The sequence below is a fragment of the Pseudomonas sp. GW821-FHT02A11 genome, assembly GCF_059421985.1.
In genome coordinates, this window is sequence record NZ_JBWKWB010000010.1 from 182,157 (window position 1) to 196,665 (window position 14,509).

Sequence of the window (14,509 nt, forward strand, 5' to 3'; positions counted from 1 at the left end):
ATTCATGAACATTCTCGTGACCGGTGCGGCCGGTTTTCTGGGCCGCCGCCTGATCGAAGCGTTGTTGCAGCGCGGTTCGCTGACCGACCGGCAAGGCCGCCAGCGTTCTCTCAAGCGCATCGTCGCGTTCGACGTCGTACCGCTGTCGGGCATCGATGATCAGCGTGTGCAGGTGGTCTGCGGCGACATCGCCGACCCCAAGGTGCTGGAAACCCTGGTCAGCGCCGATACCGACAGCATCTTTCATTTGGCGGCGGTGGTGTCGAGCCAGGCCGAGCAGGATTTCGAGCTGGGCATGCGCATCAACTTTGCAGCCACTCACAATTTGCTGGAGCGCATCCGCAACCTCGGCAACTGCCCGAAATGGGTGATGACCAGCTCGGTGGCGGTGTTCGGCGGGCAGTTGCCCGAGCAGGTGGAAGACCATCAGGTGTGGGCGCCGCAGAGTTCCTACGGCACCCAGAAGGCGATGAACGATCTGCTGCTGGCCGACTACAGCCGTCGCGGTTTCGTCGACGGCCGCAGCCTGCGCATGCCGACCATTGTGGTGCGTCCGGGCAAACCGAACATGGCCGCGTCGAGCTTTGCCAGCGGCATCATCCGTGAACCGCTCAATGGTCAGGAAAGCGTCTGCCCGGTGCCGCTGGACACCCGTCTTTGGCTGATGTCGCCGGCTCAGGCGATCGCCAATCTGATCCACGGCCATGAGCTCAGTCCCGAGCAATTGAAAGACGGGCGGGTGATCAACATGCCGGGCCTGTCAATCCGCGTCGAGCAGATGATCGATGCCCTGCGCCGCACGGCAGGTGACGAGGTGGCCGGGCGGATTCGGCTGGAGCGTAACCCGGCGATCGAGAAAATCGTCGGCTCCTGGCCAGGGGCGTTCACGGCCCGTTACGCGAAAAGTCTGGGCTTTACCGCCGATCACGACTTCGCTGACGTGATCGGCCAATTCATCGCCGAATACCCGCCGCAGGCGGTCTGATCCCGGCGCTGGCCTATGTCGCGTGGCCGTATAGGTCAGGGCGCTTAAACGTGCTCTAATCACCCCACTCAAACGGGGGACGGTCAACGCGATGTGTGCTTTATCAAGCACCTGCGCAGGCGTCCTCGATACCCTCAGGTTTTCACAAAGGGCTGTCATGGATACGGGTTCACGACTCAAGTTAGTGCGCGAAAGCTACAAGATGTCCCAGCGAGAGCTGGCCAGACGCAGCGGTGTCGCCAACGGCACCATTTCCTTGATTGAATTGAACCGCGTGAGCCCCTCGGTCAGCTCGCTGAAAAAACTGCTCGAAGGGTTTCCCATGACCCTCGCCGATTTTTTCTCCTTCGACCAACCGCCTCAAGATAAACGCTACATCTTCAGGGCCGGTGAACAGCCGGATCTGGGACGTGATGGCTTGCGCCTGCTGCTGATCGGCGCGTCAGTGCCCAGCCGCCAGATGCGCATGCTGCGCGAGCAGTACGCGCCGGGCGCTGGGTCGGGCGACGAGCCGATTGTTCACGCCCAGGGCGAGGAGTGCGGGCTGGTGACGCGCGGCACCATCGAGCTGACCGTCGACGGCCAGATCAGCGTGCTCAATGCGGGCGACGGCTATTATTTCCCCACCACCTTGCCCCACAGCTTCCGCAACATCGGCCAAGACGAGGCAGAAATCATCAGCGCCAATACGCCTGCGAATTTCTGACTAATTGGCGAGATGAACGCTTGTCGCCTTTGAGTCTGGCTGCAGGCCGGAGGCGCTCTGCTTGCCAGCGATCTGGCGCGCAGCGGCAGCGAAACCGGTGCACGCGGTATGCCTGAAAAAATGCGCAAGCCGGTTTTGCTGCCGCTGCGCGACAGATCGCCCGATCGCGGTCCGCAGCAAGCTGGACTCCTACGGCATCCGGCCAGAATCAAAGGCATGTAGGCGCTGATAACAGGCAATAAAAAAGCCGCTAACCCGTTATCTCGGACGGTTTAGCGGCCTGAAGGACATCCATCAAATCGGCGGATTTGATGGGGTAAACGTTAGCAAGCTATCAAAGTTTCAACCATCCATCTTTTGGCAAAGCTCTGTTACCAATCCGGCAACAATATCCCTACCCGATGTAATGGCAAAAACCCGTCTCAAATCGCCTTCAACGCCTGGGCCAGATCGGCGCGCAGGTCTTCCACGTCTTCTATCCCCACCGACAGCCGCACCAGCGAGTCGCCAATCCCCAGTTTCGCGCGGTTTACTGCGGGAATGCTGGCGTGGGTCATGATCGCCGGGTGTTCGATCAGGCTTTCCACGCCGCCAAGGCTTTCGGCCAGCGCGAAGATTTCGACCTGTTCCAAAAAACGTCGCGTGCCGGCCAGGTCCGTGTTCAGGTCCAGAGAAATCATCCCGCCAAACCCACGCATTTGCCGACAGGCCAGCGCGTGTTGTGGGTGGGTCGGCAGGCCTGGGTAGTAGACCCGCGCCACTTGCGGCTGGCGCTCCAGCCATTGCGCCAGTTCGAGCGCGTTACTGCAGTGGCGCTCCATGCGCAGCGCCAGCGTCTTCACCCCGCGCAGGGTGAGAAAGGCGTCGAAGGGCCCGGCGATCGAGCCTACCGAGTTCTGCAGAAAGCCCAGCCGTTCGGCCAGTTCCGCGTTCTGCCCGACCACGGCGATGCCGCCGATCACGTCCGAATGGCCATTGAGGTACTTGGTGGTCGAGTGCACGACGATGTCGAAACCCAAGGCCAGCGGGTGCTGAATCCAAGGACTGGCAAACGTGTTGTCGGCCACACAGATGATGCCCCGATCACGACAGATGCGCGCGATGGCAGCGAGATCGGTCAGGCGCAGCAGGGGATTGCTCGGGGTTTCGACCCAGATCATCCGCGTGTCGTCCTGCAATCCCGCCTCGAAGGCCGACAGGTCGGTCATGTCGACGAAACTGAAACGATGCCCGGCGCTGCGCTTGCGCACCTTGTCGAACAGGCGAAAGGTGCCGCCGTACAGGTCATCGCCGGAAAGAATGCGCGAGCCCGCATCAAGCAATTCCAGCACCGAGGAGATCGCCGCCAGACCCGACGCGAAGGCAAACGCCTGGCTGCCGCCTTCAAGATCCGCCACGCAACGCTCCAGGGCAAATCGGGTCGGGTTGTGCGAGCGGCCATAGTCGAAGCCCTTGTGCACGCCGGGACTGTCTTGAAGGTAGGTAGAGTTGGCATAAATGGGCGGCATCAGTGCGCCAGTGGTCGGGTCCGGCGTCTGCCCGGCATGGATCACGCGGGTGGCGAATGCGTGGTCCGGGGAGTGTTTGTCGTGCTGAGTCATGCAAGGGATCTCCGCAAATGGTTGAGCAAATCGACCCGGGTGATCAGGCCATGAAAACCCGAGGCGTCGGCCACAATGGCAACCAGGCCGCGATCGAGCACTTCCTGAAGCCGGGTCAGGCTCGCGTCCGGCCCCAGGGTTTCAAGCTTGTCGGTCATTACGTTCGCCACCGTGGTGCGGAAATGCGAAGGGTCCTGGTGCATGCCGATCAGAATGTCGGACTCGTCGATCACGCCGGCGAGCTGCTTGCCATCGAGCAGCACCGGCAGCTGCGACACATCCGCCAGGCGCATACGCTGGAAGGCGGTGAGCAAGGTGTCATCCGGGGCGACGCTGATCACCCGGCCATCCTCGAAGCGGCGGGCGATCAGGTCGCGCAGGTCGCCGTATTGGGTGCGTTGCAGCAGGCCCTGATCGGTCATCCACTGGTCATTGTAGACCTTGGATAAATAGCGGGTGCCGGTGTCGCACACGAAGCTCACCACCCGCTTGGGCGTGGTCTGTTCGCGGCAAAAACGCAGCGCGGCGGCCAGCAGCGTGCCGGTCGAGGAGCCACCCAGAATACCCTCGGTGCGCAGCAATTGCCGGGCGTGTTCGAAGCTGTCCTCGTCGCTGATGGAGTAGGCATGGCGCACGGTGGAAAGATCAGTAAAGGACGGAATGAAATCCTCGCCGATGCCTTCCACGGCCCAGGAACCGGGGGTGGGCAGGGTGCGGCTGCGGCTGTATTCGGCGACCACCGAGCCCACCGGATCGGCCAGGACCATTTCAAGGTCCGGCTGCACGCGCTTGAAGAATCGCGTAAGGCCCGTGAGGGTCCCCGCCGAGCCGACGCCCACCACGATGGCATCGAGATCATGCTGGGTCTGCGCCCAGATTTCCGGCGCGGTGCTGCATTCGTGGGCCAGCGGGTTGGCCGGGTTGTTGAATTGGTCGGCGAAGAAGGCATCAGGGATGTCGCTCGCCAGCCGGGCGGCGACGTCCTGGTAGTACTCCGGATGGCCCTTGCCGACATCGGAGCGGGTGATGTGCACCTCGGCGCCCATGGCCTTGAGGTGCAGCACTTTTTCGGTGGACATCTTGTCGGGCACCACCAGCACCACGCGATAGCCCTTGGCGCGGCCCACCAGCGCAAGGCCCAATCCAGTGTTGCCCGCCGTGGCCTCGACGATGGTGCCGCCGGATTTAAGCCGGCCGTCACGTTCGGCTGCGTCGATCATGGCCAGGCCGATGCGGTCCTTGATCGAGCCGCCGGGGTTCTGGGATTCGAGTTTGAGAAAGAGGGTACACAGACCGGTGTCGATGCGACTGACGCGCACCAGCGGGGTATTGCCGATCAGTTCAAGTACGGCCGGACGGGAATCAGCTGACATGTCATTGCCTCACGCGCGCGATACATACCGGATGGACAGCGGCGCGAAGCAAATGTGCACTCGTACGGTGCGTTAGTTGAAATCGTCAGATGAATAAAGAACGCCAGATCAGGGTGCCAGGCTGCGCAAGACCAGATTGGTCGCCGCGTTCATGCCGTTCTCCAGCTCTTCCCAGGAGCGGTGGCTCATGCTGTGGGCGTTGGTATAAGGCAGGATCACTTCGCAAAGACCGTCCGTCACTTCGTCCAGCGGCGTCTTCTTTTCGAATTCACCGGCCTGACGGCCGTCGACGATGAGCTGCTCAAGCATGGCCTGCAGCTGCTCGCGGTGGCCGCCGATGGTGCACCAGTTGCCTTCCATGGCCGCCAGTACGATGTCGTTGACTTCTCGCTCGACCACGAACAGCTCATAGCTGCGCTTGAGTGCCGCCTGCATGAACAGGCGAAAGCGCTTGGTCGGCGACAGGTCGAGCTGAACGATGAGCTGCAGTTCTTTATCCATCTTTTCCAGCGTCGCCGCGCACAGCGCTTCACCGATGGCCTGTTTGGAGGTGAAGAAGCGATAGATATACGCCGTGGAAATGCCCATGGCCTTGCTGATGTCCGCCACCGAACTCTTGCGATAGCCGAATTCGCGGAACAGTTTGTCCGCCGCCTCGACGATCTGCGTGCGCCGCTCATGCTCGGCAGGGCCACGCTGGCCTGAGGTGGGTAAAGAGATGGCGTCGGAATCGGATTCGTTGCGCATGGGACCTGAACGTCGGGTGGAGACTGAGGCGGGCATTCTACTCGAAAAGAAAGGCGCTCCAAATCAAGGCGCGCCCCTGCGTGTCTGACCTGCTGGCGACAGACCGCAAAGCGCTGCCAATGCCGACAGCGCCCGGCTGGTCACGCGTCGCTGGCTTCGACCGCCGCCGCTTGATGTTTGACCGGGGCGTGATCAGCACCGGCTTGAGGTGGTTTGATCTTGAACCAGATGGCGTACAGCGCCGGCAAGAACAGCAGCGTCAGCGCGGTCCCGGCAGCGGTGCCGCCGATCAGGGTGTAGGCCATCGAACCCCAGAACACCGAGAACGTCAGCGGAATGAACGCCAGTACCGCCGCCAGTGCCGTCAGAATCACCGGTCGCGCCCGCTGCACCGTGGCCTCCACTGCTGCGTGATAGGGGTCAAGCCCGTCAGCCTCGTTGGTGTGAATCTGCCCGATGAGGATCAGCGTGTTGCGCATCAGGATGCCGGACAGACCGATCAAGCCGAGAATGGCGTTGAAGCCGAACGGCTGATGGAACAGCAGCAGAATCGGCACCGTGCCCACTAACCCTAGGGGTGCGGTGAGGATCACCATGGTCATGGCGGCGAAACTGCGCACCTGGATGATGATCACGATCAGGGTAAACAGCAGCATCACCGGAAACACCGGCGCCAAGGCGTTGTTGGCCTTAAGCGATTCCTCGATGTTGCCGCCCATCTGGATCTGATAACCCGCTGGTAGCGCCGCGATGATCGGCTGCAGCGCATTGGACACTTCCATCGACACCTGTGGCGGCTGGGTCTGCTCGCTGATGTCGCCACGCACGGTGATGGTCGGGATGCGATTGCGCCGCTTGAGAATCGGGTCCTCGGCGCGAATCTCGACATGGCCGATCTGACGGATCGGAATCAGCTGTCCGGTCTTGCTGGTCAGGGTCATGTTCTCGATGCGCGCAGGGTCCAGGCGGTCTTCGCCTTGAGTGCGAGCGACCACCTCGACGGTGCGAATGTCCTCGCGTACCTGAGTTACCGCGGTGCCAGTGAGCAGAAATTGCAGCTGCTCGGACGCCTGGGCGGAAGTCAGGCCGATGACGTTCAGGCGGTCCTGGTCCAGCACGAAATGTATCGTGGGCTGGCGCTCGCTCCAGTCACTGTTGACCTGACGCATGTTGGGGTTGCTGCGCATGACGTCGGCGACTTGCCCGGCGATGTCGCGCAGCTTGCCGGTGTCGGGGCCCATCACGCGCAATTCCACGGGAAAGCGCGTGTACGGGCCAAACACCAGTTGCGTCACGCGCACGCGGGCTTCGGGGGCAAGCTGTTGCTCAACCTGCGTGCGCAGACGCTGTTTGAGCGCATCCCGGGCGGCTTCGTTGTCGGTCAGCACGATGACCTTGGCGAACGACGGATCGGGCAGTTCCGGGTTGTAGGACAGGAAGAATCGCGGCGCGCCCTGGCCGATGTAGCTGGTGACGATGCGGCTTTCGGGTTGGGCCGTGATCCAGTTCTCGACCTTGCGGGTGGCTTCGCTGGTGGCATTGATGGAAGAGCCCTCGGGAAGCTGGACTTCCACCAGCAGTTCCGGACGGTCGGAGCTGGGAAAGAACTGCTGCTTCACCGAGCCCATGCCCACGACCGCCAGCCCGAACAGGCCAAAGACAATCCCTGCCACCAGGTATTTGTGCCGGATCGCTGCGCTGATCAGGCGACGCAGGCGCTGGAAGTTGGGGGTGTTGTAGATCGCCTCGTGGCCCCCCTCGATTTTCTGGATGTCCGGCAGCAGTTTAACCCCCAGATAAGGCGTGAAGAACACCGCCACCAGCCAGGAAATGATCAGCGCAAAACCGACAATCCAGAAGATATTGCCGGCGTATTCCCCGGCGGTGGATTGCGCGAACCCCACCGGCATCAGACCGATGACCGTGACCAGCGTGCCCGCCAGCATCGGCGCTGCCGTGTGGCTCCAGGCGTAGGAGGCGGCCTTGATGCGTGAGTAGCCTTCCTCGAGTTTGACCACCATGATTTCGATGGCGATGATTGCGTCGTCCACCAGCAGGCCCAGGCCCAGAATCAGCGCGCCCAGAGTAATCCGGTCGAACGCGCGTCCCGTCGCCAGCATCACGATCAGCACCGCGGCGAGGGTCAACGGCACAGCGGCCGCCACCACGATCCCCACGCGCCAGCCCAGGCTGATCAGGCTCACGACCATTACCACGACCAGCGCGACGACGAACTTGATCATGAACTCGTCCACCGCCTCGGTGATGTTCACGGCCTGGTCGGTGATCTTGCTGAAGCTGATGCCCTGGGGCAGGTTCTGCGAGATTTTCTGTTGTTCGGCTTGCAGCGACTTGCCCAGATCCAGGCCGTTCCAGCCATCCTTCATGACCACGCTGAGCACCAGCGCCTCTTCGCCGTGGTGACGAATGAGAAAGGTGGCCGGGTCTTCATAACCGCGCTTGACCTGGGCGATGTCGCCCAGCTTCAGCGTGCGACCCTGCGAGGCCGCGACGGGGGTGTTGCGGATCTTCTCCAGATCATCCAGCGCGCCGTCCAGACGCACAAAAACCGAAGGGCCTTTGGTCTCGATGGAGCCCGCCGGGGTGATCGCGTTCTGCTGATGTAGCTGGGCGAAGATGTCCTGAGCGTTCACCCCCAGATTGGCCAGTCGCGCATACGAAAATTCGACGAAGATGCGCTCCGAGCGCTCGCCAAGGATGTCGGCCTTCTTCACGCCGGGCACTTGCAGCAGGTCCTGACGAACGTCTTCGGCCTGGCGGGTCAGGTAGCGATGGGGCAGACCCGGCGCCTTGAGCGCGTAAAGGGCGAACGACACGTCCGAGTACTCGTCGTTGACGTAAGGGCCCAGTACGCCGGAGGGCAATTTGCGGGTTTCGTCGAAGAGCTTCTTGCGTGCCTGGTAGAACTCGTCGGGCACCTGTTTGGGCGGCGTGGTGTCGAGCAGGGTGAGGGTCATAAGGGCCAGACCCGGCCGGGTGATGGTCTCGACCCGGTCGTACCACTTGAGCTCCTGCAGGCGTTTTTCCAGAGGGTCGGCCACCAGATTCTGCATGTCTTCAGCGGTTGCGCCGGGCCACACGGCGGTCACGGTCATGGCCTTGACGGTAAACGCCGGGTCTTCGGCGCGCCCCAGTTTCATGAAGGCCACCAGGCCCGCCAGGGTGATGGCGATGATCAGAAACAGCGTCACCGCACGCTCGCGAACACCCAGCGCCGAGAGGTTGAAGCCGCTCATGGCGTCACCGCCAGTTCATTGCCCAGGCGGATTTTCTGGTGGTCGTGGAGCAGGTGCGCGCCGAGGGCGACGACGGTGTCACCCGGTTGCAGATCCCCCGCCACGGTAGCGGTTTCCACGCCGATGCTGCGCACTTGGACGGCACGCGCCTGAACGGTCATTGATGCCGTGTCGATGCGCCAGACGCTGTATTGATCGCCCACATTGCGCAGGGCCCCCAATGGAACAGTAAACGCGGACTTCTCATCGTTGGCGCCGGTCTGTAGCGTGACTTTGACCGTGGCGCCCAGTGGCGCGTCCTTGAGGGCGTCGCTCAGTACGAAGCGCGCCGAATAGGTACGGGTCAGGGCGTTGGCCGCTTGCGACAGCTCACGCAAGTGCGCTGGAGCAGTCTTGCCGTCACGCCCGTAGAGGCTGGCCTGGGCAACGGAATCGAGGGCAGGGCGCAGGGTTTCCGGCAACTCCACGGCGGCCTCCCGCGCACCGTCCTTGGCCAGTTGCACCACGGTTTGCCCGGCCGCCACGACCTGGCCCGGTTCGGCATCGGTGTTGACCACCAAGCCGTCGACGTCTGCTTTCAACTCGGCGTACTGGCTGGCATTGCTGGCGACATCCGCCTGAGCCTGTGCTGCATCCATCTGAGCCTTGGCGCTGTTGAGAGCGGACACCGCCTGATCGTAAGCCATCGCCGAAATCGCGCCGGCGGCCACCAGATTGCGCAGCCGCGCTTCGTCGGCCTGGGCCTGAACCCACTTCGCTTTGGCGGCCGCCACGGCGCCTTTCTGGTTGGCGATTGCCAAGTTCAGGTCGATCGGGTCGATGCGCATCAGCGGCTGACCTTTATGCACCCGCTGGCCGACGTCCACCAGGCGTTGAATGACCTTGCCTGATACGCGAAAGCCTAAGTCGCTCTGCACCCGCGCGGCCACCACACCGCTGAAGGTCTGGGTGGTGGAGAGGTCAGGGCGCACGGTGGCGACCTCCACCACCGGATCGACCAGCCTGGGGTCGGCGTCTGGTGGGTGGCCGCAGCCTGCGAGTAACAACGCGCCGACCGTTAAGGGGATGAGTGCAGCAGGGCGAAGAGACATGACGAGCTCCAAGAATTTCAGGCGCGCATTATTTTGATATGTTTACGGTATTGTAAATACGTTACTCAATAATATTTCCCGGTGCCTTCATTGTTAATGTCTATTTGTTAGGGTAAATGCGGCTTGCACGGGTGCTGAGTCTAAAAGGCGGTGTGACGGTATTAGGAATATGTTGACATAATCCTGCCCGTGGAAATAATTGCCCCACGCGATCACAGGACTTTTCCATGACACCTTCCGCCCACTCGATTCACTGGTATGCGCGCCTGCTCCCGGCTCTGTTTCTGGCCGGATGCGCTGTGGGCCCTGATTACCAGGCCCCGCAACTGCCCGTCCCCGCTGCCTTTCGTAACCAGCCGACGCTTGCGCAGCGCACCACAACATTGTCCGCTGTCGACATGAGCGCCTGGTGGGCCGGGTTTGGTGACAAGGAGCTCGAAACCCTGGTCACTCGCGCGCTGGAGCAGAACCTTGACCTCAAACAGGCGGTGGCCCGGGTCGATCAGGCCAGCGCCCTGACGCTTGGCGCGCATTCGGCTTTGCTCCCGTCGGGTGAATTGAATGCTCAGGCTTCGCGCATCCGCCAGTCCCTGCAGGACCCGAGCGGACGTCTGGCCAGCGCATCGCCGGGCTTTGATCGCACCAGCAGCCTGTATCAGCTCGGTGCGGGCGTGAGTTGGGAGGCCGATATCTTTGGCGGACTGCGCCGGGGGCTCGAAGCCGCCGATGCCAGTCAACAGGCTGCCGTCGCGCAACAGGCGGCGGTGCGCTTGATCGTCACCTCGTCCACGGCCAGCGGCTACATCCAGCTGCGCGCCCTGCAGGCCCGGCTCGACGTGGTGCAAAAGCGCGAGAAAACCCAAGCCGATCTGGTCAAGCTGCTGCAGTTGCAGTACGCCAATGGCGTGGTCGCCCGTTTGCAGCTCAACCAGGCAGAGGGCGTGCTGTCGACGGTCTCGGCACAGCTGCCGCCACTGCGCAGCGCGATTGAAAGCGCGATGAATTCGCTGGAACTGCTGAGCGGGGTGATGCCCGGCACCCTGCACGAAGAACTGGCCACGCGCGCGCCAATCCCTTCAGCACCGGGGATCGACACGGCAGGCGGGCGTACCGACATGCTCCGCCGTCGTCCGGACGTGATTGCCGCCGAGCGCACGCTGGCGGCATCCAACGCGCGTATCGGCGAAGCCGTGTCCGAGTACTACCCCAAATTCTCCCTCGGGGCCTTGCTCGGCTCGGCCACCAATGTCAGCGGCAACCTGTTGTCTGGCGATTCGAATCTGGTGCAGGGTGTGCTCGGCTTGCGTTGGCGCCTGTTCGATTTTGGCCGGGTCAGGGCTGAGGTCGAATTCGCCAAGGGCCGCGACACTGAAGCCCTGGCCGCCTTCCAGCAGACGCTGTTGCAGGCCACCGCCGATGTCGAGAACGCCATGACCCAACTGGTACAGAGCGAACAACAGAGCGCCGTGCTGGAAGACGGCGTGCGTTCACTCACTGAAGCCCGGCAAGCCGCGTTTGCCGCCTTTCAGCAGGGCAGCGTGAGCTTCATCGAAGTGCTCGACGCCGATGACCGTTTGCAGCAGGCGCAGGAGCAAAAGCTCTTGGCGCAGTCTGCGGCGTCAGTGGCTGCAGTGGCGTGCTTCAAGTCCCTGGGCGGGGGCTGGAACGCGCCGCAGTCCGTCGTGGCCAGGACCGCGCTCTGATGACCGGTCCGGCGGTCAGGTTGAGAGAAGGGTTGCTGTGCGAGCTCGATCTGAACCTGCTGCTGACCTTTGCCGTGCTGTTGCGCGAGTGCAACGTCAGTCGCGCCGCCCGCTGCCTGTCGGTGGGTCAGCCTGCGGTGAGCGGCGCACTGGCCAAGCTGCGGCGGCATTTCAACGACCCGCTGTTCATCCGCGGCTACCGCACCATGCACCCGACGCCCAAAGCGATGCAGATCGCCGAGGATATCCTCCCGGCGCTGGCACTGGTGCAAAAGACACTGGTCGGCCGATGATCCGCGCCTTTGCTCATTCACCCTTGGCCGGCGCCCGGTAGCGCAGCACGTAAAGCAAGAACCTTGGTATGCCGATCACGTACCGCGTGAACAGCTGCCGCGGCTCCCGCCGTCAGGTACGCAGGGGCGATGCGCGAACATCGGGCAATGGCATAACGCGTCACCGACTCCTGGCTGAACGGCTTGCCTGCGTAGAGAACTGCATTCACGGATGCACAATCGACGGCGGGAACAGCATCGACCACCACAAAAGGCGGTCGATGGACAGGGCTGAGCTTTGGTGCACAACGGGAATGGGGCAAGCGGACAGTCTGCCCGATCATCGCAGGTCAGGCCTGCTCGATCGCTTCGGCCACTCCCTGATCCTCACCCAGGAAGCCACCGCTCTGATGTTGCCAGAGTCGTGCGTAGGTGCCGTTCTTTTCCAGCAACTCATTGTGGGTGCCCTGTTCTATGATGCGGCCGTTGTCCATGACGATCAGCCGATCCATGGCGGCGATCGTGGACAGTCGGTGGGCAATGGCGATAACGGTCTTGCCCTGCATCATGTCATCGAGGCTTTCCTGAATCGCCACTTCGACTTCCGAATCCAGCGCGCTGGTGGCTTCATCCAGCAGCAGGATCGGCGCGTTTTTCAGCATCACCCGCGCAATCGCGACCCGTTGCCGTTGCCCGCCTGACAGCTTGATGCCGCGCTCGCCGACGAGGGTGTCGTAGCCGGTGTGACCTTGTTTGTCGCTGAGTTGGCGAATGAAGTCATCGGCCTGGGCGTTGACGGCGGCGCTGCGGATTTGCTCATCGGTCGCGTCGGGCCGACCATAGGCGATGTTGTCGCGAATCGAGCGGTGCAGCAGCGAGGTATCTTGCGTCACCATGCCAATGGCGCTGCGCAGACTGTCCTGGGTGACCTTGGCGATGTTCTGCCCATCGATGCGGATCTCGCCGCTGTCGACGTCATAAAAACGCAGCAGCAGATTGATGAGCGTCGATTTTCCCGCGCCTGAGCGACCCACCAGGCCAATCTTCTCGCCAGCGCGGATAGACAGGCTAAGGCTGTCGAGCACTTGACGCTCGCCACCGTAATTGAAGTTCACGTTGTCGAAGGTCACCGCGCCGCCGGATGTCACCAGCACACTTGCGTCCGGGGCATCCTGCACCTTGGCGCCCTTGGTCAGGGTTTCCATGCCGTCCTGCACGGTGCCGATGTTCTCGAACAGCGAAGTCATCTGCCACATGATCCAGTGGGACATGCCGTTGATCCGTAGCGCCATGGCGGTGATCGCTGCCACTGCGCCCGCGCCGACCTGATCCTGATGCCACAGCCACAGCGCGTAACCGCCCGCGGCCATGATCAGCGCAACCACCAGGGCCTGATTGACGATCTCGAACTGACTGACCAGGCGCATTTGGCGAAAGCCAGTTTGCTTGAAGTCCTCCATCGCCGCGCGCGCGAAGTGTGCTTCACGTTTGGAGTGAGAGAACAGCTTCACGGTGGTGATGTTGGTGTAGGCGTCGGAAATGCGCCCGGTCATGGATGACCGCGCATTGGCCTGTTCCTGTCCGACTTTCCCCAGGCGCGGCACGAAATACCACATCGCGAGGCCGAACAAGGCGATCCAGGCAATGAAAGGCAGCATCAGCTTCAGGGCAAAGCCACCGGCCAAGGCGATGATCGCGATGAAATACACGCCGATGCCGGGCGCGATTTCGATCACCGTGAACAGCACCTCGCGCACAGCAAGCGCGGTTTGCATCACCTTGGTAGTGACACGGCCGGAGAATTCATCGGAGAAGAATGACAGGCTCTGGCGCAGCATCAGACGGTGGAAGTCCCAGCGCAGGCGCAGCGGGAGGTTGATCGCCAACACCTGGTGCTGGACCATGGTGCGTAACGCGACCAGACCGACACTGGTGAGCAGCACGATGGCGATACCCCACAGCACACGGCTTTCCTGAGCGGCGGCTTCGCCACCTGCTTTCCAAGTTGAAAGCAGGTCCACGACTTCGCCCAGGAATGAAAACAGCCAGGCTTCGTAAATCGATACGCCGGCGCTCAGCAGCGCCAACGCAAGAACGTAACCGCGGGCACCCCGGGTACAGGCCCACAGAAAACGCCCCAGCCCTTCAGGCGGCGGAGGCACTTCATCAGGAGGGAAGGGGTCGAGCCATCGTTCAAATGCACGAAGCATGGGGTTCACCTAAGCAATCAATATCAGCGGATTCTGCCATCGAACGAGCGCTTTGAGGGCGTTGCGATCATCCAGGCGTTTTCTTCATCTATATAGAAAGCGCGGGATTCGGATCGGGATATCCTGTCATCACTTGCGGCGAATCGCGCTTATATAAGCAAAGACAATACAAGTGCCTGAATAGCTAAAAGAAATTTCAAACTTTTTTGGTATGAATGCTTGACGCGTATTTGAATCGCTGTAGAATTCGCCTCCCGCTGACGTGAGATGAAACATCGAACGAAGCGCAAGTGGTTGAAGTTGATCAAGAAATTTTGAAAACTTCTGAAAATAACCGCTTGACAAGATGAGGCGCTGCTGTAGAATGCGCGCCTCGGTTGAGACGAAACGCTCTTGACCGACCGCTCTTTAACAACTGAATCAAGCAATTCGTGTGGGTGCTTGCGCTGTAAGACTGAAGTCAACTGATTATCAGCATCGCATGTTTCTCCACGAGAAATCATGGTTTAACCAACGATTGCTGAGCCAAGTTTATAGGGTTTTCTCAAAACCCGATTGCAGTAT

General features: G+C 61.7%; 10 protein-coding genes. 4 read left to right on the top strand and 6 right to left on the bottom strand.

What is annotated here, in order from left to right; translation table 11 throughout:
* Positions 1-4 precede the first annotated feature (4 nt).
* Both denD and AC07V9_RS16665 read left to right on the top strand, forming a co-directional pair.
* Complete coding sequence (denD, locus tag AC07V9_RS16660; protein ID WP_495016762.1) at positions 5-985, top strand: D-erythronate dehydrogenase; 981 nt, start codon at positions 5-7, stop codon at positions 983-985.
* 157 nt (positions 986-1,142) lie between these two features.
* A complete protein-coding gene (locus AC07V9_RS16665; RefSeq protein ID WP_495016763.1) occupies positions 1,143-1,691 on the top strand; it encodes a cupin domain-containing protein in 549 nt (182 codons plus the stop codon).
* A gap of 422 nt (positions 1,692-2,113) precedes the next feature.
* On the opposite strand, the gene AC07V9_RS16670 is transcribed toward AC07V9_RS16665, so the two are convergent.
* From AC07V9_RS16670 to AC07V9_RS16690, 5 genes are all read right to left on the bottom strand, one after another.
* Positions 2,114-3,292, bottom strand: coding sequence for a cystathionine gamma-synthase (locus tag AC07V9_RS16670; protein WP_495016764.1), 1,179 nt, complete (start codon positions 3,290-3,292; stop codon positions 2,114-2,116).
* A complete protein-coding gene (locus AC07V9_RS16675) occupies positions 3,289-4,665 on the bottom strand; it encodes a pyridoxal-phosphate dependent enzyme (RefSeq protein WP_495016765.1) in 1,377 nt (458 codons plus the stop codon). Before AC07V9_RS16675 ends, AC07V9_RS16670 begins: the two co-directional genes overlap by 4 nt.
* Positions 4,666-4,773: 108 nt before the next feature.
* Positions 4,774-5,412 (bottom strand): TetR/AcrR family transcriptional regulator, encoded by a 639-nt coding sequence (locus AC07V9_RS16680; protein ID WP_495016766.1) that lies wholly within the window; start codon positions 5,410-5,412, stop codon positions 4,774-4,776.
* A 140-nt stretch (positions 5,413-5,552) separates the two neighbouring features.
* Positions 5,553-8,669 (bottom strand): efflux RND transporter permease subunit, encoded by a 3,117-nt coding sequence (locus AC07V9_RS16685; protein WP_495016767.1) that lies wholly within the window; start codon positions 8,667-8,669, stop codon positions 5,553-5,555.
* Entirely contained in the window at positions 8,666-9,760 is a 1,095-nt protein-coding gene (locus AC07V9_RS16690; RefSeq protein ID WP_495016768.1) for an efflux RND transporter periplasmic adaptor subunit, read from the bottom strand. Before AC07V9_RS16690 ends, AC07V9_RS16685 begins: the two co-directional genes overlap by 4 nt.
* Positions 9,761-9,987: 227 nt before the next feature.
* On the opposite strand from AC07V9_RS16690, the gene AC07V9_RS16695 reads away from it, so the two are divergent.
* Positions 9,988-11,463 carry an efflux transporter outer membrane subunit gene (locus tag AC07V9_RS16695; RefSeq protein WP_495016769.1) on the top strand — a complete coding sequence of 492 codons (1,476 nt, stop codon included), beginning with the start codon at positions 9,988-9,990 and terminating at the stop codon, positions 11,461-11,463.
* The gene (locus AC07V9_RS16700; protein WP_495016770.1) at positions 11,463-11,756 is read left to right on the top strand and encodes a LysR family transcriptional regulator; all 294 of its coding nucleotides are present in this window, start codon (positions 11,463-11,465) and stop codon (positions 11,754-11,756) included. Before AC07V9_RS16695 ends, AC07V9_RS16700 begins: the two co-directional genes overlap by 1 nt.
* Positions 11,757-12,085: 329 nt before the next feature.
* Here AC07V9_RS16700 and AC07V9_RS16705 read toward each other — a convergent pair whose 3' ends face one another.
* Positions 12,086-13,945, bottom strand: coding sequence for an ABC transporter ATP-binding protein (locus AC07V9_RS16705; RefSeq protein ID WP_495016771.1), 1,860 nt, complete (start codon positions 13,943-13,945; stop codon positions 12,086-12,088).
* Positions 13,946-14,509 lie beyond the last annotated feature (564 nt).

Excerpts from the sequence above, each read along its gene's own strand:
- denD (WP_495016762.1), top strand. The coding sequence starts at position 5 with ATGAACATTCTCGTGACCGGTGCGGCCGGTTTTCTGGGCCGCCGCCTG.
- AC07V9_RS16665 (WP_495016763.1), top strand. The coding sequence starts at position 1,143 with ATGGATACGGGTTCACGACTCAAGTTAGTGCGCGAAAGCTACAAGATG.
- AC07V9_RS16670 (WP_495016764.1), bottom strand. The coding sequence starts at position 3,292 with ATGACTCAGCACGACAAACACTCCCCGGACCACGCATTCGCCACCCGC.
- AC07V9_RS16675 (WP_495016765.1), bottom strand. The coding sequence starts at position 4,665 with ATGTCAGCTGATTCCCGTCCGGCCGTACTTGAACTGATCGGCAATACC.
- AC07V9_RS16680 (WP_495016766.1), bottom strand. The coding sequence starts at position 5,412 with ATGCGCAACGAATCCGATTCCGACGCCATCTCTTTACCCACCTCAGGC.
- AC07V9_RS16685 (WP_495016767.1), bottom strand. The coding sequence starts at position 8,669 with ATGAGCGGCTTCAACCTCTCGGCGCTGGGTGTTCGCGAGCGTGCGGTG.
- AC07V9_RS16690 (WP_495016768.1), bottom strand. The coding sequence starts at position 9,760 with ATGTCTCTTCGCCCTGCTGCACTCATCCCCTTAACGGTCGGCGCGTTG.
- AC07V9_RS16695 (WP_495016769.1), top strand. The coding sequence starts at position 9,988 with ATGACACCTTCCGCCCACTCGATTCACTGGTATGCGCGCCTGCTCCCG.
- AC07V9_RS16700 (WP_495016770.1), top strand. The coding sequence starts at position 11,463 with ATGACCGGTCCGGCGGTCAGGTTGAGAGAAGGGTTGCTGTGCGAGCTC.
- AC07V9_RS16705 (WP_495016771.1), bottom strand. The coding sequence starts at position 13,945 with ATGCTTCGTGCATTTGAACGATGGCTCGACCCCTTCCCTCCTGATGAA.